16 protein-coding genes and 1 tRNA gene are annotated in these 18,225 nt (G+C 56.5%); 7 read left to right on the forward strand and 10 right to left on the reverse strand.

All coding sequences use genetic code 11. The annotated features are described in order from the left end of the window. Positions 1 to 51: 51 nt before the first annotated feature. Positions 52 to 771 (reverse strand): SIMPL domain-containing protein, encoded by a 720-nt coding sequence (locus tag FDK21_RS01505; protein WP_138147261.1) that lies wholly within the window; start codon positions 769 to 771, stop codon positions 52 to 54. A gap of 307 nt (positions 772 to 1,078) precedes the next feature. Between FDK21_RS01505 and FDK21_RS01510 the strand changes: the two genes are divergently transcribed. Further along, positions 1,079 to 1,155: transfer RNA gene (locus tag FDK21_RS01510), tRNA-Ile, on the forward strand. Positions 1,156 to 1,226: 71 nt separating this feature from the next. On the opposite strand, the gene FDK21_RS01515 is transcribed toward FDK21_RS01510, so the two are convergent. The 7 genes from FDK21_RS01515 to FDK21_RS01545 form a co-directional block, all read right to left on the reverse strand. Beyond that, positions 1,227 to 2,450 carry an HlyD family efflux transporter periplasmic adaptor subunit gene (locus FDK21_RS01515; RefSeq protein ID WP_138147262.1) on the reverse strand — a complete coding sequence of 408 codons (1,224 nt, stop codon included), beginning with the start codon at positions 2,448 to 2,450 and terminating at the stop codon, positions 1,227 to 1,229. A gap of 25 nt (positions 2,451 to 2,475) precedes the next feature. After that, positions 2,476 to 4,839: an ABC transporter permease gene (locus tag FDK21_RS01520; protein ID WP_138147263.1), complete on the reverse strand. Its 2,364-nt coding sequence runs from the start codon at positions 4,837 to 4,839 to the stop codon at positions 2,476 to 2,478. Between the two features lie 16 nt (positions 4,840 to 4,855). Next, entirely contained in the window at positions 4,856 to 5,572 is a 717-nt protein-coding gene (locus FDK21_RS01525) for an ABC transporter ATP-binding protein (protein WP_210238695.1), read from the reverse strand. A gap of 89 nt (positions 5,573 to 5,661) precedes the next feature. Further along, on the reverse strand, positions 5,662 to 6,786 hold the full coding sequence (locus FDK21_RS01530) for an ABC transporter permease (protein WP_138147265.1): 1,125 nt from the start codon (positions 6,784 to 6,786) through the stop codon (positions 5,662 to 5,664). Then, positions 6,783 to 7,724: an ABC transporter ATP-binding protein gene (locus FDK21_RS01535; protein ID WP_138147266.1), complete on the reverse strand. Its 942-nt coding sequence runs from the start codon at positions 7,722 to 7,724 to the stop codon at positions 6,783 to 6,785. Before FDK21_RS01535 ends, FDK21_RS01530 begins: the two co-directional genes overlap by 4 nt. A gap of 10 nt (positions 7,725 to 7,734) precedes the next feature. Beyond that, entirely contained in the window at positions 7,735 to 8,694 is a 960-nt protein-coding gene (locus FDK21_RS01540; RefSeq protein WP_138147267.1) for an HlyD family efflux transporter periplasmic adaptor subunit, read from the reverse strand. Then, positions 8,691 to 9,344, reverse strand: coding sequence for a CerR family C-terminal domain-containing protein (locus tag FDK21_RS01545; RefSeq protein WP_138147268.1), 654 nt, complete (start codon positions 9,342 to 9,344; stop codon positions 8,691 to 8,693). Before FDK21_RS01545 ends, FDK21_RS01540 begins: the two co-directional genes overlap by 4 nt. A 171-nt stretch (positions 9,345 to 9,515) precedes the next feature. Between FDK21_RS01545 and ung the strand changes: the two genes are divergently transcribed. The 3 genes from ung (at position 9,516) to ettA (ending at position 13,338) form a co-directional block, all read left to right on the forward strand. After that, the gene (gene ung / locus FDK21_RS01550; protein WP_138147269.1) at positions 9,516 to 10,229 is read left to right on the forward strand and encodes a uracil-DNA glycosylase; all 714 of its coding nucleotides are present in this window, start codon (positions 9,516 to 9,518) and stop codon (positions 10,227 to 10,229) included. A gap of 330 nt (positions 10,230 to 10,559) precedes the next feature. Beyond that, complete coding sequence (locus FDK21_RS01555; RefSeq protein ID WP_138147270.1) at positions 10,560 to 11,477, forward strand: sensor domain-containing diguanylate cyclase; 918 nt, start codon at positions 10,560 to 10,562, stop codon at positions 11,475 to 11,477. A gap of 208 nt (positions 11,478 to 11,685) precedes the next feature. Further along, entirely contained in the window at positions 11,686 to 13,338 is a 1,653-nt protein-coding gene (gene ettA / locus FDK21_RS01560) for an energy-dependent translational throttle protein EttA (RefSeq protein ID WP_114009510.1), read from the forward strand. Between the two features lie 69 nt (positions 13,339 to 13,407). Here the strand turns inward: ettA and tsaA are convergent, their stop codons facing one another. Beyond that, positions 13,408 to 13,908, reverse strand: a complete 501-nt coding sequence (gene tsaA, locus FDK21_RS01565) for a tRNA (N6-threonylcarbamoyladenosine(37)-N6)-methyltransferase TrmO (RefSeq protein WP_114009509.1) — start codon at positions 13,906 to 13,908, stop codon at positions 13,408 to 13,410. A 191-nt stretch (positions 13,909 to 14,099) separates the two neighbouring features. Here tsaA and FDK21_RS01570 point away from each other — a divergent pair, with 191 nt between their 5' ends. Both FDK21_RS01570 and FDK21_RS01575 read left to right on the forward strand, forming a co-directional pair. Further along, positions 14,100 to 15,179: a DUF2336 domain-containing protein gene (locus tag FDK21_RS01570; protein WP_138147271.1), complete on the forward strand. Its 1,080-nt coding sequence runs from the start codon at positions 14,100 to 14,102 to the stop codon at positions 15,177 to 15,179. Positions 15,180 to 15,337: 158 nt separating this feature from the next. Beyond that, positions 15,338 to 15,742: a VOC family protein gene (locus FDK21_RS01575; protein ID WP_114009507.1), complete on the forward strand. Its 405-nt coding sequence runs from the start codon at positions 15,338 to 15,340 to the stop codon at positions 15,740 to 15,742. A 106-nt stretch (positions 15,743 to 15,848) separates the two neighbouring features. On the opposite strand, the gene galU is transcribed toward FDK21_RS01575, so the two are convergent. Next, entirely contained in the window at positions 15,849 to 16,742 is an 894-nt protein-coding gene (gene galU / locus FDK21_RS01580; protein ID WP_114009506.1) for a UTP--glucose-1-phosphate uridylyltransferase GalU, read from the reverse strand. A 191-nt stretch (positions 16,743 to 16,933) separates the two neighbouring features. Between galU and FDK21_RS01585 the strand changes: the two genes are divergently transcribed. After that, a complete protein-coding gene (locus tag FDK21_RS01585) occupies positions 16,934 to 18,202 on the forward strand; it encodes a lytic murein transglycosylase (RefSeq protein WP_246657468.1) in 1,269 nt (422 codons plus the stop codon). Positions 18,203 to 18,225: the final 23 nt, after the last annotated feature.

The following is an 18,225-nucleotide window of genomic DNA, read 5'->3' on the forward strand; positions in this document are numbered from 1 at the left end:
AGGCCGGACGATTGTCCGGCCTTTTTCGTTCTGGACCATGTTGGCAATGGCTTATTGGGCCAACTCCCAGCTGGTGTTGATGGTGATGGACATGGACAGGGTGCCTTCGGCGACGGGGACGTCGGCGACCATCATCTCTGCTTTGCCGGCGCGCATCATCATCGGGACCGGGGGACGATTGCCGCCATTCTCGCTTAGTGAGGTGAGGCGTTTGATGCTGGTGCCCAGCTCAGTGGCATAAAGCTCGGCCTTGGCGCGGGCATTGGCAATGGCCGCCTTGCGGGCTTCGTCCATCAGATTCGCTTTATCAGAGACATCAAAGCGGAGGCCCGACATGTTGTTGGCCCCGGCATTGACCAGAGCGGTGAGAACCGAACCGACATTTTCCAGTTTGCGAATTTTCACGCCAACCTGATTGTTGACCACATAGCCAACAATTTCAGGCGCGCGCTGGATGTTGGAATTGTTGTTTTGCGGATAGACGATTTCAGGATGGATGTTGAAATTGTCTGTCTGGATGTCTTTCTTGTCGATGCCTGCTTTTTCCAGCTCGGCAAACAGGGCCTGCATCTTGGTGTTGTTTTCGGCTAAGGCCTGCTGGGCTTGTTTGGCGCGGGACTGGACGCCTGCACTGACGAGGGCCATGTCCGGGGCCATGTCTATGATGCCGGTTCCGGTGACCGAGATCGTGCCGCCCTTGGCCTCATCAGCATGGGCTGGTAGCGCCAACAGGGGCAGGACGGTGGCAAGGGCCAGAAACTGCTTTTTCATGAGTTATGTCTCCGAATATCAAATGCCTTGGCTTGAAAGCGCGGGGCAATGGTCATTGAAAAGGGACCAGTCGCAGCAAGGACCATGGTTTTGAAACCAAGCCCGATTGTGGGGTGAGTGTTGTGCGACTTTGTGGCTGGATTAGGGAGTGAGGACTTATCGTCGGGGATAACCCGGATGCATGGCTTGGAAGGCCTATTCTGCTATCCACTGGTTGGCGTTGCGGGGCTTGCCTGTCGGCGCATTTCAGTATAGGTCAGATGCACCCTGCTGTTGCAGTCCGCTGTCAGGACGAGCAAGCCGGTTCGGGACAGTAGCTCAATTGGTTAGAGCCGACCGCTCATAACGGTCTGGTTGGGGGTTCAAGTCCCTCCTGTCCTACCAACCTTTTCAATAACTTAGCTATGATTTTACGGTTTGTTTGCGCGGTTGTGCCCCGATTGCGTCTTCCTTTGCTATTCCATCGTCCGCTGGGCAACCTTTACGCCGTTGGTGATGCCGGCGGAAGGGTAGAGGATGATTGGGTCGCCTTCTTTCAGGCCGTCGAGGATCTGGGCCTTGATGCCATTGTTGCGGCCGATATTGACGCGGGCTTGCTGGGCCTTGCCGTCGATCACTTTGAAGACGGCCCAGTCTTCACCATCGCGGAAGAGGGCGTTGGATGGAATGATCAGGGAGCCGTCGCTTTCCCAAATAACGATGCGGACCTCGACCCGATAACCATGGCCAAGGCGCAGGCGCGTGTCTCTGGGACCGGTAAATTGGATGACCGCATTGACGCGCTGTTCTTCAACGCCAAGGGAGGAGAATTTCTTGAAGCCCCAAGGGTCGACCCGTTCGACCTCGCCGGAGAGGGTGGCTTCCCCACCCCAATCTTCAATGATCACCCGATCGCCGGGGCTGACCTGCACCGCGTCGGTGGAGAGCAGTTCGACCACCACTTCGAGGTCATTCTCGATGTTGCCGATTTCCATGATCGGGGTGCCTGCAGTCAGCGTCGTTTCGCTTTGCTGGATGACGCGTAGGATATGCCCGGTGGTTGGGGCTTTGAGCGGGATGGCATGATCGTCGGCCTGAGCACTGGTTGGCTGTGGGTCATCAAAGCTGATCAGACGGGCGCGGGTATTGGCAAGCTCGGCTTCGCGCATGGCAATGGCGGCTTCTGCGGTGTCGCGGATGGCGCTGGCGCTGCGCACCATGCTTTGCTTGCGGTCAAGGGCAGCTTGGCTTTCGCTGCCTTTGGCGGCGAGTTGCTTGGAACGCTGCCATTCGCTGTCGGCAAATTCCAGATCGGCGATGGCCTTGTTGAGGTCTGCGCGGGCGACCCGCAGGGCGGCTTCAGCAGCGGTGACCGCAGCGCGGGCCTGCTCGCGGGTGCGGATGTCGAGGGCGGCGGGATTGAGCGGTCGCATTTGGGCGACGACGGTTTCATTGCGGATCACCGCGTCACCGGGTTTGGCTTCCACCCGCATCAGGCGTCCGGCCACCGGGCTGGAGACCACATAGGCATCATGCACCCTTGTGCGGCCTTCTTCATTGATGGTCTGGATCATGGCGCCGCGTTTGGCGACATCCATATCGACCATCAAGGGGCGCGGCCAGAAGGCATAGGTCAGCGCGGCGGCGGTGACCAGCAAGGCGGCGATGGTGAGAAAAGAACGAGATTTTCTTTTGGCCATGAGATAACTCCCAGCGTGAACTGGATCATTCCCTGATTTTGAGGGCGGACACAAGGTCGGCCCGGTCGATGTCGCGTTTCACCAGCCAGCCGGAAAAAGCCGCAGCCATGAGGACGGCAAGCGCAGCGGTGCCGTAGCTGGCAGGCGAAAAGATGATGGGGACCTGATAGAGGTCGGTGCTGAAACCTTCTGCCATGGCATAGACCAGATAATAGCCCAGAAGCGAGCCAAGGGGCAGGGCGGTGAGTGTGATCACGCCCAGTTCACCAAGCAGCACAAAGGCCGCCTCGGCGCGGGTGAAGCCCATGACGCGCAGGCTGGCAAGATCGCGCAGGCGTTCGGCATAAGCGATGCGGGCGGCATTATAGACGATGCCAAAGGTAATGATGGCGGCGATGGCCAGCATGACATAGCGGGTGGAGCCGGCGCCCGTATCCATCATTTTCTGCAAGGCGGCACGGGCGTCGGATTTGAGGCTGACTCCGGCGACATAGGGGCGGTCTTTGAGTTGCTTGAAGATGCGGTCTTTTTGTTTCATGTCGATGCGCAAATAAGCCGTTGAGATGCGCAAAGGTTCTTTCAGCTCGCGATTGAGCGCGTCGAGCTGCATATAGGCGGGCGAGCCTATGAGGCTTTCAGCGATGTTGGCGACGGGGATGGTCAGCGTCGGGCGGCGGCCTTCGAGGATGTCGACGGTCAGGCTTTGCCCCGGCACAATGTCGAGTGTCTTGGCGAGGGCCTTGGACAGCACGATGCCTTGCGGCCCCAGCGGAATGGGGGAGAGATCGCGGGCGACAGCGCGTTTGAGGCTCGGGTCATTGATGAGGCCGGTGATGCCGCCGCGATAGCTGTTCAGCCCATGACGCAGGACGGCAGCAACAGAGCGCTCCGGCTCGACCTGCAGGATGCCGGGCATGCTTTGCAGCTCATGAATGGTGCGGCTGGCGAGCGGATGGGTGAAGGTGACGGTGACCTCCGACCGATCCATGACATTGAAGGTCAGGTCCATGGTTTTGTCGAACCCTGCCAGCAGGGAAATCATCGAGACCGAGAGGGCCATGCCCGCCGAAATGCCTGCAAGCGAGCCGAGCATGCGGCCCGGCTGGCGGGTGAGGCGGCGCAGGATCATCCGGCTTGGCTGATCGAGCAGGCGGTTGAGGCTGGCGCCAAGGCGTCCGGTGCGGGAATAGTCGGCCGGAGCCGGAGGGCGCATGGCGACCGCAGGCGTTAGGGCAAAGACCGTGCGCAACACCAACAGGCCTCCGGCGGAAGCCGCCAGAATGGAGGTGGCAAAGGCCGTGACAAAGGCCGCGGGTTCGAGCTGGAAGACCAGAATGGGGAATTTATAATAGGCTTGATACATGGTGAGCATGCCACGCCCCAGCGCGATGCCACCCAAACAGCCGATCAGAGCGCCGCCAATCGCAATCACCAGTACGAATTTGAAATAATGGCCGCCGACCTCCCAGTTTGTGTAGCCAAAGGCTTTGATCAGGCCGATTTGTTCACGCTCGGCCTGCACCATGCGGGAAATGACGATGTTGAGCAGGAAGGCGGCGACGGCCAGAAAGATTGGCGGCACGACGCGGGAGGACGATTCCATGCCCTTGATTTCTTCGGCGATGAAGCGGTTCGAAGTCTGGTCCTTGAGGCCATAGGCCCCAAGCCCACCATAGGGGTCGAGAATGCGGTCGATCCGGTCGAGGATGTCGGCGAGATTGTTGCTGCGGCCCAGAGACAGGATGGCTTCGTTGAAGGCCCCTTGCATGTCATAGGCCGCCGACAGGGCGGTCTGGCTCATCCAGATGACACCAAAGCGGCTGTCGTCGGAGATCATTTCCCCCGGCGCGACGCTATAGAGAAATTCCGGTGACTGGGCGAGGCCGACAATCAGGAAAGACCGGCGGGCGCCATTCATCGTGGCGGAGAGATGATCGCCGGGGGTGAGGCCATGGGCCTTGGCAAAGCTTTCGAGCAGCAGGATCTCATTGGCATTGTCGCGGCTGATGCGGCGGCCATCGGTCAGATGAATTTCATTCAATCGCGGCCTGCCATCATCGGGCAGGGAAACGGCGCTGGCACGCAAGGGAAGCGCCAGACCGGGCAGGCTGATCAGGGCTGACCCCGTCACCCGACCTTCGGCAGCCGAAATGCCGGGCAGGGCGGCCAGATCGCGGATGACATGGAGCGGTGCCCGTTTGACGGGGGCGAAAATGTCGGCCAGCCGGTTGCGCTCATAATAGGCGCGTTTGGTCTCGGACAGGGAGGTGACAACGCCCGACATCATGACCAGCAGCATGACGCCGGTGGCGATGACGGCGGCAATGGCAATAGCCTGCCCCTTCATGCGCCAGAGATCCCGTGCCAGCTTTTGGTTGAGTGGAGACATGCTCACCTCTTTCGCCTTACCATTCGATCTGGTCGGGGGTGAGTTTGGTCTGATTGATCACGACTTCGCGGATTTGCCCGTCGGCAAAATGCACCACCCGGTCGGCCATGGCGGCGGTGTTGGCGGCATGGGTCACGATCAGAAGCGTTGCGCCGAGCCGTTCATTGACATCGCGCAGCACCTCGAGCACCACCCGGCCCGTGGTGCTGTCGAGCGCCCCGGTGGGTTCGTCGCAAAAGAGGACAGTGGGCTTTTTGGCGATGGCGCGGGCAATGGCGACCCGTTGCTGCTCACCGCCGGACAATTGGGCCGGGAAATGGTGGGCACGGTCGGCAAGGCCAACAAGGGCCAAGGCTTCGTCCGGCTCCATCGGGTCTTCGGCGATTTCGGTGACCAGTTGGACATTCTCATAGGCGGTTAGGCTCGGCATCAGATTGTAGAATTGGAAGACAAAGCCCACATGATCGCGGCGATAGAGGGTGAGGCGGTCATCGGACAGGGCGGTCAAGTCGAGGTCTTGAAACAAAACCGTGCCATCGGTGGCGCGATCCAGACCGCCGACAATATTCAGCAAGGTGGATTTGCCGCTGCCGGATGCACCCAGCAGAACGACCATTTCGCCATTGGGGATTTCGAGATCGACCCCGCGCAAGGCATGAACGGCGGCGTTGCCTTCCCCATAGACTTTGGTCAGGCCCGTTGTCTTGAAGGCCCAAGAGACGGGTTGGCTCATCGACATGTCTTGGCTCTTTCGCACGAGGGAAAGGATATTGCAGTGGCTTGAATATAAGACCGTCTGGCTGCGACTTCCAGTGGTAAGGATCAATCCAGCGTCTTGCGGAAGCGCAATAAGGCAATGGCCGAAAGCGCTATCGTGAAGATGAGAAGCGCGATCAAGGGGGCGCGCATGGCATGGATATCGGCCCCTTTGAGCATGATACCGCGCACCAGCCGCAGGAAATGGGTCAGGGGGAAGATCTCGCCAATCACTTGCGCCCAGCCCGGCATGCCCTTGAAGGGGAACATGAAGCCGGACAAAAGCAAAGAGGGGAGGAAGAAGAAGAAACTCATTTGCATGGCCTGCATCTGGCTGCCTGCGACGGTGGAAATGGCATAACCAATCAGCACCAGCGAGCAGATAAAAATGAAGACGCCGAGCAACAACAGCCAAAGAGAGCCGACAAAGGGCACGCTGAACAGGGTTTTGGCGGCAACCAGCACCACGGTCACCTGCACCGCGCCGACCGCCAGATAGGGCATGATTTTGCCGAGCATGATTTCAAACGGCGTGGCGGGCATGGCGAGGAGATTTTCCATCGTGCCGCGCTCAACCTCGCGGGTCAGCGCCATTGAGGTCATCATCACCATGATCAGTTGGAGAATGACCCCGAGCAGCCCCGGCACGATGTTATATTGGGTGATGCCCTCTGGATTATAGCGGCGATGAACGACGATATCGATGTTGGACGCGTCCGGCTCGACCTGACCCAATTCACGTTGGAAGGCCTGTTTGGCCACGGTCGTCAGGGTGGAGACCGCACCGGAAGACGCCGCCGGGTCGGTGGCGTCGGCTTCGATCAGGATTTGTGGCTGGTCACCTTTCAGCACCCGTCTGGAGAAATCGGACGGGATGGTGACGATGAAGGAAACGCGGCCCTCTTCCATCAAGCGGCTGGCCTCCAGATGGGAGCTGACCACATGATCGAAGCGGTAATAATCGGTGATTTCGAGGGCCGAAACCATGGCGCGGGTGAATTGATCCTGCGAGGTGGTGACGAGCGCTGCGGGCAATTGTTTGGGGTCGGTGTTGATGGCAAAGCCAAACAGAGCGAGCTGGATGAGCGGGATGCCAATCATCATGGCAAAGGTGATGCGGTCGCGCATCATCTGGGTGACTTCCTTGGCCAGCAGGGCATAGAGACGGGAGAAGGAGAAATAGTGGTTCATGACCGCTCTCCTTGTTTGTTGTCGGCCATATTGTCGGTCGACTGGCTCATATATTGGATGAAAACATCCTCCAAGGTCGTTTCTCCGGCGGCGGCGCTGATGTCGAACCGGCTGGCGGTCTGGCGGACGATCTGCTCGAGTTTGACTTTGTCTTTGCCAACCACATGCAGATCATTGCCGAAGGGGGCGACCTGATCGACGCCGTCCATTTGGGTCAGGGCTTTGGCGGCTATCAGGGCATTTTTACCCGACAGGATGAAGGTATGCAGCCCCGCTTCGGCCACCACTTCTTGCACGGTACCTGAGGTGAGCAGGCTGCCATAGGCGATATAATTGATCCGGTGACAGCGTTCTGCCTCGTCCATATAGTGGGTGGAGACCATCACGGTCATGCCATCGGCGGCAAGGGCATGGATTTCGTCCCAGAATTCGCGCCGGGCCTTGGGGTCAACGCCCGCGGTGGGCTCATCAAGCAGCAATAGCTTTGGTTTGTGCATGATGCAGGCAGCAAGCGCCAGACGCTGTTTCCAGCCGCCGGACAAAAGCCCCGCCAATTGATGTTTGCGCGAGGTGAGGCCGAGATTTTCCAGTGTGTCGCGGACATGGTCGCGGGCCGGGCTGAGGCCATAGAGCCGGGCGACAAAGAAGAGATTTTCCTCAATCGTCAGGTCGGTATAGAAGGAGAATTTCTGCGTCATATAGCCGACCTGCCGTTTGATCTTCAACTGGTCGTCATGCAAATCATAGCCGAGCACCGTGCCTTCGCCCTCATCGGGGGTGAGCAGGCCGCACATGACGCGGATGGTCGTCGTCTTGCCCGAGCCATTGGGACCAAGAAAGCCGGAAATCTCTCCCTGATCGACGGACAAGGAGACATTGTTGACGACTGTCTTGTCGCCAAAGCGTTTGACGAGATTGCGGACATCAATGGCTTTCATGCCTGCCTCCTCACTTCACTGATGCTGGGGATGGCACAAGCCGCACCGAGACGATCTGGCCGGGCTTAAGGCTTGAGCCATCGGCGGGCCGTGCCTCGATCTGATAGACCAGCTTTTGGCGATTTTCGAGGGAATAGATGACCGGCGGGGTGAATTCCGGGCCGTCGGAAATGTAATTGACGATGGCCTTGTTGGGGCCGGTGCAGCCATCGCATTCAACATCGAGCTGGCTGCCGACCTTGATCGAGGCAAGGTCTTTTTCAGGCAGATAGAGACGCAATTTGGTGCCATTGTCGGGCAGCAGCGACAAGATCGGGGCTTGCGGGCCTGCGACTTCACCCAGATCGCGGATGATATCGACGATGATACCGGTCTGGCTGGCTTTCAGCGTGCGTTTGCGCAGACGCCATTCGGCTTTTTCCAGAGCCGCTTCTGCTTGTTTGACACTGGCTTTCGCCGCTGCAATTTCATCTTCTCGAGCGGGCAGTTTGGTATAGGCAAGATTGGCTTTCAATTCTTCAACCTTGGCCTTGGCAACATCATAGGAGGTATGGGCCTGATCAAAACGGCTTTTGGAAACGGTGCCCTTTTCCATCAGTTTTTGCTGGCGGTCCATGTCGCGTTTGGCTTCTTCGGCGCTGAACTGGGCCGCCGCGATGGAGGCTTGCAGGGTGGCGATCTTTTCGGGCCGCGCCCCTCTGTTCAGGTTTGCCAGCTTGCTGCGGGCCTGTGCGATGGTGGCTTCGGCTTCGGCGACTGCAATTTCCGCGTCACGGCGTTCGAGCATAGCCAAGGGCTGGTCAAAGGCCACTCTTTCGCCGCGCTTGACCGGAATGGCGGCGATCTGAGCCGTTTCAATCGGGGCGATCAGCACATAGTCTCCTTCGACATAGCCGGTGGCCAAAGGTGCAGGCGGCAGGCAGGCATTGAAGAGCAGGCTCAGAAACGGGATGGAGCAAAGAAAGGTCATGATGCGCTCCTGTGGGCGGCAATGATGGCGCGAATGTTGGTTTGCAGGACAGACAGGACAGCGAGTGCTTCCTCGCGGTCATAGCCGTGCCAGTTCAAGTGGCGGGCAACAATCGGCTGGGCGATGCGGAAATAGGCAATTTGCGAAATGATCGAGAAGAGGGTGATGCGGGTGGATTCCTCTTCGGCGACGTGCGGCTCTGCGCCGATGGCTTCGACCCAGTGGCTTAATAAGAATTCCAACAGGGGGCGGAACAGCGTGTTGTAGATGTGATCGAAGACATCGCTCTGTTCATGGGCTTCTCTGAACAGAAAGCGGATCATCGGCTCAGCCTCTTGCAGGCTGAGCAGGATATAGGCCTGACGCAGAAACAGTTTTTCGAAGGTGGTCTCGGCTGTTTGAATGATGTCTGGCAGGGCTTGGACGCTCGGTTCCTGACGCAACCGGGTCATATGCTCGATGATGATGTCGGCACAGGCCATTTTCAAACCAGCCTTGCTGCCGAAGTGATAGGGGATCGAGGCGACATTCGTGCCTGCCGCCGCGGCAAGTTCGCGGGTGGACGTTGCGGCAAATCCTTTTTCTCCGAACAGCTGGAAAGCTGCCTTGATCAGGGCCTGTCTGGTTTGGATCGATCGTTCCTGCGCCATGTTGGATGCTCATTGAATGTGGGTTTCGGGATCCAGAATAGACCTAATTGAAAAATTAATCAATCGATTGATTGAATTTATGGGCTGTGGTTTGACGGCCAGGCGATTGCGGGGAGAGAGTGGGTTGTTTATTGAGAGGCGAAGGGTCAGAGACAAGTTTGGGAGAGACAGATGGAAACTTTGCTGGATGAACTGCGTGCCTGTGGTGATTGGTACGAGGCGTTGCGCGACCAGCATGGGCGTCTTGAAGCGCTTGAAGCCTGGCTTTGTGAGGAAGAAAGGGGCTATCGGATTTTGCCACATCGGGGATTGCGGCTGAATGCCCTGAAGCAAACGTCACTGGCCTCTGTGCGGGTGGTGATCACGGGACAAGACCCTTATCCGGGCTTGGAAGGGGACGTGCCGCACGCAATGGGACTATCCTTTTCCGTCTCGCCTGGGATCAAGCCGCCCCGTTCGCTCAACAATATCTATAAGGAATTGTCTCAAGATTGCGGTCTTGATGTGCCGCTGCATGGAGATTTGCGCGGTTGGGCAGCGCAAGGGGTGCTGATGCTGAATAGTTGCCTGACGCTTCGCCAAGGAGAGGCCGCTTCTCATGCCAAGAAGGGATGGGAAGACTTTACCGCCGCTGTGCTGGACGTGGTCAATGAGAAAGCTGATCCGGTTGTGTTTCTTGCCTGGGGCAAGCATAGCCACAAACTTGCTGCGGCCATCGATGAAAACAGGCACTGCGTTGTTCGGACCTCTCACCCGAGTCCTTTGGGGGCACGTAAGGCCGGTTTGGACTTTGATGCCTTTCTTGGATCGCGCTGCTTCTCCCGCGCCAACGGCTTTCTGAGCGACCATGGTCGAAGCGAAATTGATTGGCTGGCGCTGGGTTAGGCCTTGCTGTGTGGTGCTTGTCTTTGGTGTAAAGCTTAAAAACTACCGCTTCAGAAATTTACATCTTGTAAGGCTTCTGGCTTTAACCAGAGGGCGCAGGCGCGCTTGGCATCGGTGGATTTGGGGTAATATTTTTTCTTTAACCATCTGGTCTATTAGGGACAATTTGTCGCAAGTTTTTATTAACTCAACAATTGGTTTCATGCTTTTGCGTTGCACGCGATTAAAGGATTAATTAGAAACGCCATTTATTCTGCATTGTGGGGGTAATGCCGTTCGGCCCAGATCTGTTCAATTGTGGCAGTCGACCGAAGGCAGCATAGACATGTTATGAATGAGTCATTTTACAAGGATATCTTGGATTCACTCAATGACGGCATCTATTTCGTCAACCGTCGTCGCGAGGTGCTTTACTGGAACAAGGCCGCTGAGCAATTGAGTGGATATACAGCCGAGGAAATGCTCGGTAAGCGCTGTGCGGACAATACACTCAACCATGTGGATGAGAATGGTCGCAATTTGTGCCGAAGAGGGTGCCCTTTGGCTGGATGCATGCGCGATGGAGAATCGCGCAACGTCAATGTCTTCATGCATCACAAGGACGGGCATCGGGTGCCGGTGAGTATCCGTTCGCTGCCAATGCGTGATGAAGAGGGCAAGATTGTCGGCTCTGTCGAGATTTTTTCAGATCGCAGCCATACAATGGCAATCAGCTCCGAGGTCGAGGCGCTGCGTCAGGCCACTGTGACCGATCCGCTGACCGGCATTGGCAATCGGCGTCAGGCAGACATTTCTCTGAACAGTTTCGGCAATGCATGGCGGCAGAACAAGGTGCCGTTCGGGGTGCTCTATGTTGATATCGACAATTTCAAAAGCGTCAATGATCGTTGGGGGCACGATGTTGGAGACCGGGTGATCAAGGCTGTATCAAGCACCTTGATCGCGACGCTCAGGCCGACCGATGTCGCTTGTCGCTGGGGCGGTGATGAATTTGTCGTCTTTCTGCCCAATATCTCGGAGGGAGGGCTGGTTGCTGTTGGAAAAAGGCTGGTTCTGCTGCTCAGGGAATCATGGATCGAGCTTGACGGGGAGACCGTTTCCTTCACCGCTTCGGTGGGCGGTGCCATGTCTCGGTTCGGTGATCATGCCTGTGATGTGATGGCCCGCGCCGATGCCCAGCTTTACATGAGTAAAAAGTCCGGTCGCAATTGCTTCCATCATGAGGAAGAACTCCGGGAGGCGTCGTAAAAGACGGCACTCCCTCGACCAATCCTGCCGATTCTTTCTGGCTGCGCCTGCTTTGCGGGCCGGCCTATGCTTGATCTGGCATGGGTGAATGGCCGATAGTCGAGCATCGTTCCTTCATGAAAGGGGGAAAGGGGATTGAAACCCGCCTCTTGGCCCATTAAAACGGGGCAACTCTGATTTCCCCCCCCTTTGAAATGGTGGCGTTTGAATGGCTCGACAGTTTATTTATCACATGCATGGTCTTTCCAAGACCTATAGCGGCGGCAAGAAGGTGTTGGACAATATCCATCTCTCCTTCTACCCGGACGCCAAAATCGGCATCCTCGGCCCGAACGGGGCCGGTAAATCCACCATCCTGCGGATCATGGCCGGTCTCGACAAGGAATTTACCGGTGAGGCCTGGGCCGCAGACGGTGCCAAGATCGGCTATCTGCCACAGGAACCGATGCTGGACGAAAGCAAGGATGTGCTGGGCAATGTGATGGAAGGTGTGGCCGAGAAACAGGCCATTCTGGACCGTTACAATGAGCTGATGATGAATTATTCCGACGAAACCGCGGATGAGGGCGCTCAGCTTCAGGACATTATCGATAGTCAGAATCTCTGGGATCTGGAAAGTCAGGTCGAGATGGCAATGGATGCGTTGCGCTGTCCTCCCTCGGATGCCGATGTTTCCGTCTTGTCGGGTGGTGAGAAGCGCCGCGTGGCCTTGTGCAAGCTGCTCCTGGCCGAGCCTGACCTGCTGCTGCTCGATGAGCCGACCAACCATCTGGACGCGGAAACCGTGCATTGGCTTGAAAAGCATCTGCGGGACTTCAAGGGCGCCGTGCTGATCATTACCCACGATCGCTACTTCCTTGACAATGTTACCGGCTGGATCCTCGAACTCGACCGTGGGTCGGGCATCCCTTATGAAGGCAATTATTCCGCCTATCTGCAATCGAAAGCCAAGCGTCTGGCACAGGAAGGCCGCGAAGAGGCCGCCCGCCAGCGTGCCCTGTCTCGCGAGCAGGAATGGATTGCCGCAAGCCCGAAAGCCCGTCAGGCCAAGTCCAAGGCGCGTATCAAGGCCTATGATGAATTGCTCAAGCGCAACGAAGAGCGTGCGCCGGGCACGGCCCAGATTATCATTCCACCCGGAGAGCGTCTGGGAGATGTGGTGATTGAAGCCGAAGGCCTCAAAAAAGGTTTTGCAGATCGTCTGCTGATCGATGGGCTTGATTTCAAACTGCCACCGGGCGGCATTGTTGGCGTGATCGGTCCGAACGGCGTGGGCAAAACCACCCTGTTCAAGATGTTGACCGGTCAGGAACAGCCTGACGAAGGCGCCTTGCGTCTGGGCGAGACGGTTCATCTGGGCTATGTTGACCAGTCCCGTGATGCGCTGGATGCCGACAAGACCGTCTGGGAAGAGATTTCCGGTGGAGATGATATCATCAAGCTTGGCAAGCGCGAGATGAACAGCCGCGCCTATTGCTCCGCCTTCAATTTCAAGGGTGGCGATCAGCAGCAGAAAGTTGGCTCCCTGTCTGGCGGTCAGCGGAACCGGGTGCATCTTGCCAAAGTGTTGAAATCGGGCGCCAATGTGCTACTGCTCGATGAGCCGACCAACGATCTGGACACCGAAACCCTTGCCGCGCTCGAGGATGCGCTGGAGGATTTTGCCGGTTGCGCCGTGGTCATCAGCCACGATCGCATGTTCCTTGACCGTCTTGCAACGCACATGATGGCCTTTGAAGGCGACAGCCATGTGGAATGGTTTGAAGGTAACTTCGAGGATTACGAGAAGGACAAGATTCGCCGTCTCGGACCAGATGCGGTCAATCCAAAACGCGTGCAATACAAGCCTTTCTCCCGCTAAGACTTCGCATTGGAAACGGAAAGCCCCGTTCATTTGAGCGGGGCTTTTTTGTGCATGGTTTCCGAAGGATTAAGATCGCGTGCGCTCATCGCGTTGCGAGAACCAGCCGACGGTTGCGTCAGGTACACAATCGGAATGAGCGAAGTAAGGTTTGATGTCCAGCAGAGGGGTGCCATTGACGCAATCGATATGGCGAATTTTCAACCCATCTGGCAGGACTGCAAGCAATTCGACCGTCGAGATGGCAATCGGATTGGGGCGATGGGGCGAGCGCAGGGCAAAGGTGCCGTGGCTCCGATTGTCAAATTTGGGGGCCTGCTCGATCAGACTCCGCATGGCCTGATCCATCCAGTATAAGACTATGAGATGGCTACATGTTTCCACTGACTTCAGGCCGGGTAGAAAATCCGGTTTGAGACGCAAAAAGGCTTCGGTTTCGCTGTTTGCGCCACTGCGTGGACAGTCTTTGGGCGTCTGGTATTGTGTCTCGATATGGCCGATGAAGGTGAGCCAGGCATCGTTGGCCAGACAGGCGGTGTCGAGTTCTTTCTCTCCGGGGCGCTTGGGCATATGTCAACTCAATCCTTCATGCTGCGGGTCTCATTTGTATCAAATTTTAAGCAAATTTGGCTCTAGTTTTCAATGCTTTATCCTAAAATCTCGATGCCCTGTTTAGCCGTTTGTATATTCGGTTCTGGTAGTTTGGAATTCAAATAAGTCAGTTTCCCGCCGAGACGGGCGGTCAGAAATGGGAAAAGACAATGAAAACTGCCACCTTAAAAACCGAACTGGTTGACTGGAAAGTCCTTAGCGGTCAAGGCGACAGAAACAAGAGCGATGAGCTCATGCGCCATGTTGCTACATTGTTTTCGCTGACGGCTGAGCATTGTACGGACGAGCAACTCGCCACTTATGATACGGTCATGCAACGGTTGGCTGATCTGGTGTGCGAGGAAACGCGTTCCTTTGCCGCCAAGAAGCTCAGCACGCTTGGCAATGCGCCGCATCAGATCGTTCGCCGCTTTGCTTTTGATGCCATTGCTGTGGCGAATCCGGTGCTCAAGCATTCTCCGGTTTTGACCGATCAGGACCTGATTGAGGTCAGCGATGTCAAAGGCAAGGACCATATGGTTGCCATTTGCTTCCGCAAGCAGCTGTCCTGTGTCGTGACCGATGTGCTGATTGAATCAGAACATGGTTCGGTGCTGATCAAGCTGGCAGCCAACACCGATGCAGAGATTTCGCCGATCGGCATGCGCGTTCTGAAGAATGCGGCGGCCAACGATCAGGCATTGGCCAAGGAATTGTCCCGTCGCGACAAAGTCAATGGGGTCGAGGATGTCAAAGCTGCTGCGCCGTTGAAACGCACCAATGATCTCAGTGTTGCCAGCTTGTGGAAGGACATCGAGGCACAAGTGCCCGGGCCGTTATATGATCTGTCGATGCATTCCTATCTGGCACGCTATCGTTTCGAATCGTCCCTGAACAAGATCGACAAACTGGAACGGCAGGGCGTGCTCGACAAAGGGATCCTGCGGCAATATGCATCCAATGATCAGTTTGCTGATGTTGTCTGCGGCATCGCTCGCATGAGTGGCTTTCCACATCAGATTGTTGCCCGGATGATGGCGACCCTGCATTGGGAGCAGACCCTGTGTCTGTTCAAGTTGATGGGTTTCTCTGATCAGTTGGTCGAAAGCCTGTTGTCGTGCGGTCCATGGCTTTTGTGTCTGTCGCCGAACCAGTCGATGATGATTGTCAAACAATATCGGCTGTTGACGGTTGAACAGGCAAGAAGCCGGGCACTTTTGTGGCCTCAGGATGGATTACTCCTTGACTGACACGTCAAACCATTGCCAGACTGTTGATGCTGGAAGGAAATTTCCGCATCCTCAAGCCAAAGGCTGCTCCCTGTCGGGGGCGGCCCTTTGATGCAGGTGCAGTTTGTTTTCCCGATGGCCAAATCAAAATGACGCTGGTGCGGGTGGATGTCGGTTGAATGGCCCGCATGCGAATGTCGGACAAATGTCCGGGCTATTATGGGGGACGGCCAATGCATGTAACCGCCTTTCGAATATTTGTCAGAGATCTGGCAGCCGCGCGTGAATTCTATGCCAATGCGCTGGAATGGCCGATGGTTTGGGATCGCTCGGAGCAGGGCGCTGTCGGGTTTGAGCCGGGCATGCTGGTGATCATCGAGCAGGAAGACAGCCAAGGACCTCAGTCCTCGTTGATCGGGCGGTTTACCGGCCTGTCGCTGGCTGTCGACAATCTTCCCGACCTTTACAAAGCGCTGAAGGCGCGGGGTGTGCCATTTGTCGCGCCGCCAGAACGGCAATTCTGGGGGGGATCGCTGGCCCATCTGATCGATCCGTCGGGCAATATTGTCAGTCTTGTGGAATAGTGGCGCATTTGGTGCCGATTGGTTCCATCGAACATCGCGCAGAGTGAAAAAGAAAGCGGGCTTGGCCCGCTTTTTTGTTGGCTCTGTTTGTCAGTTTAATTGCGGCTCAGACCGAGCCAGCGTCATAATCGGCAAGAATGCTGCGCAGGGTTTCGACCACATTGGGTGCAATGTCGTCGCGCTGCATGCCAAAGGCAACATTGGCCATCAGGAAACCGGATTTCGAGCCGCAATCATAGGTGTCTCCCTTGAACTCGACACCAAAGAATTTCTGGTCATTGTTCAACCGGATCATCGCATCAGTCAGCTGGATTTCGTTGCCGCTGCCGGGAGGCTGCTGGGCGAGATAATCAAAGATTTCCGGCTTCAGGATATAGCGACCCGACAGGATCAGGTCCGAGGGTGCCGTGCCCGGTGAGGGTTTCTCGATCATGCCGAGAATTTCGTGGGCATCCTCGCTCTGTGTGCCGGTCTGTACGACACCATATTTGTGGGTTTCGCTCATGGGGACTTTTTCGAGCGCAACGACATTGCAGTCCTGCTTTTCGTAAATGTCCATCATTTCAGCGAGACAGCCGCGTTCGGAGTTCATGATCATGTCGGGCAACAGCAAGGCAAAGGGTTCGTTGCCGACCAGTTCGCGGGCGCAAAGAACGGCGTGACCGAGACCAAGAGGCTGCTGCTGGCGGGTGAAGCTGGTGTGACCTGCTTTTGGCAGTTCCTTGCGCAAGGTGCGCAGAATATCCAGTTTGCCGCGCTGCTCAAGGGTGTGTTCCAGCTCAACCTGAACGTCAAAATGATCTTCGATGACCGACTTGTTGCGGCCAGTGACAAAAATAAAGTGCTCAACCCCCGCTGCCTTGGCTTCGTCCACCACATATTGAATCACCGGGCGATCCACGATCGTCAGCATTTCTTTTGGCATTGCTTTGGTTGCAGGTAGAAAGCGCGTTCCCAGACCTGCGACGGGAAATACGGCTTTGCGGATCGGTCTTGCCATTCTTCAAAGACTCCAAGCTTTTCGACGTCGTACCCAATATAGAAGAAATATATCGCTTCGATGATGGCACAGGCAGCTTGAAACTTGGTTAAGGAAAAGTCCGTAGGATGGTAAACAAAATACAACTTGGCCACATTTGATTGCGATGATTCTGGCCGGGTGTTTCTGATTTGCAGATATAGGATTGTTAGATGCGCAGAATGTCTTGGTTTGCATTGTTCCGGCTCTCCGGGGAATGTGGCTCTTTTCCCCGCTCAGTCATGTCGGCTGGCATACTGATTCTCGCCCTGTCGACTGGTGAAGGGTGGGCGGCGAGTGAAGCGGGGTTTCAAAAGTGGATCCGCGATTTCTGGCCAACGGCCCGATCCGCGGGCATTTCGAGCCAGACATACAATGCCGCTTTTGCCGGTGCGCGCTATGACAGCTCGATCATCAAACGAGCCAGCAATCAGCCAGAATTTGTCAAACCGATCTGGTCTTATCTTGATGGTGCGGTGAGCGAGACCCGCATCAAGAATGGCCGCAAGATGAAAGCACAATATGCGACACTTTTGAGTCAGCTTGAACAACGCTTTGGTGTTGATCGGCATGTCCTTCTGGCGATCTGGGGGATGGAAAGCGCCTATGGTGCGATTTTCAAAAACTCCAAGCTGATCAAACCGACGATCCAGTCGCTGGCAACGCTTGGCTATGCGGATAAAAGACGCTCGAAATTTGGCCGCACACAATTGCTTGCAGCGCTGAAGATTCTGCAAAATGGGGATGTCGCTCCGTCCAGCATGGTCGGATCATGGGCAGGCGCCATGGGGCACACCCAGTTCATTCCGACCACCTATCTGTCCAAGGCGGTTGATTTTGACGGCGACGGACGGCGTGATATCTGGTCTTCGGTGCCTGATGCTCTGGCCTCCACAGCCAACCTGTTGTCGACCGCAGGCTGGGAGAGCGAAAAGACATGGGGCTATGAGGTTGCACTGCCAAAGACATTCGCTTTTGAACTGGCGGACGGGCGGGTGACCAAGAGTTTGGCTGAGTGGTCAAAACTGGGCATCAAACGGGCAAAGGGGCAGCCATTCCCGCGGCCAGACGATCAGGCCCGGTTGATCATTCCGGCTGGCTATCGTGGTCCGGCCTTCTTGATGCTGAAGAATTTCTCGGTCATCAAGCGCTACAACAATGCGGATGCCTATGCGCTCGGGGTGGGGCATTTGGCCGACCGGATTCGCGGCGGTGGTGGCTTTACCGGAACATGGCCGCGCGGCGACAGGATGTTGACCCGAACCGAGCGGAAAGAACTGCAGACGCTGCTCAATCGGCGAGGCTATGACACCGGTGGTGTCGACGGCCGGTTGGGATCCAAATCGAAGGCTGCAATCCGCCATTGGCAGAAACGCTCCGGTCGCATTCCGGATGGCTTTCCAAGTGGATATTTGCTTGAGGCTCTGCGCAAAGGCGGGTAAATCTATAGCAACGAGACAGATGA

Origin of the sequence: Cohaesibacter sp. CAU 1516, from assembly GCF_005771485.1 — a bacterium.
GTDB lineage: Bacteria > Pseudomonadota > Alphaproteobacteria > Rhizobiales > Cohaesibacteraceae > Cohaesibacter > Cohaesibacter intestini.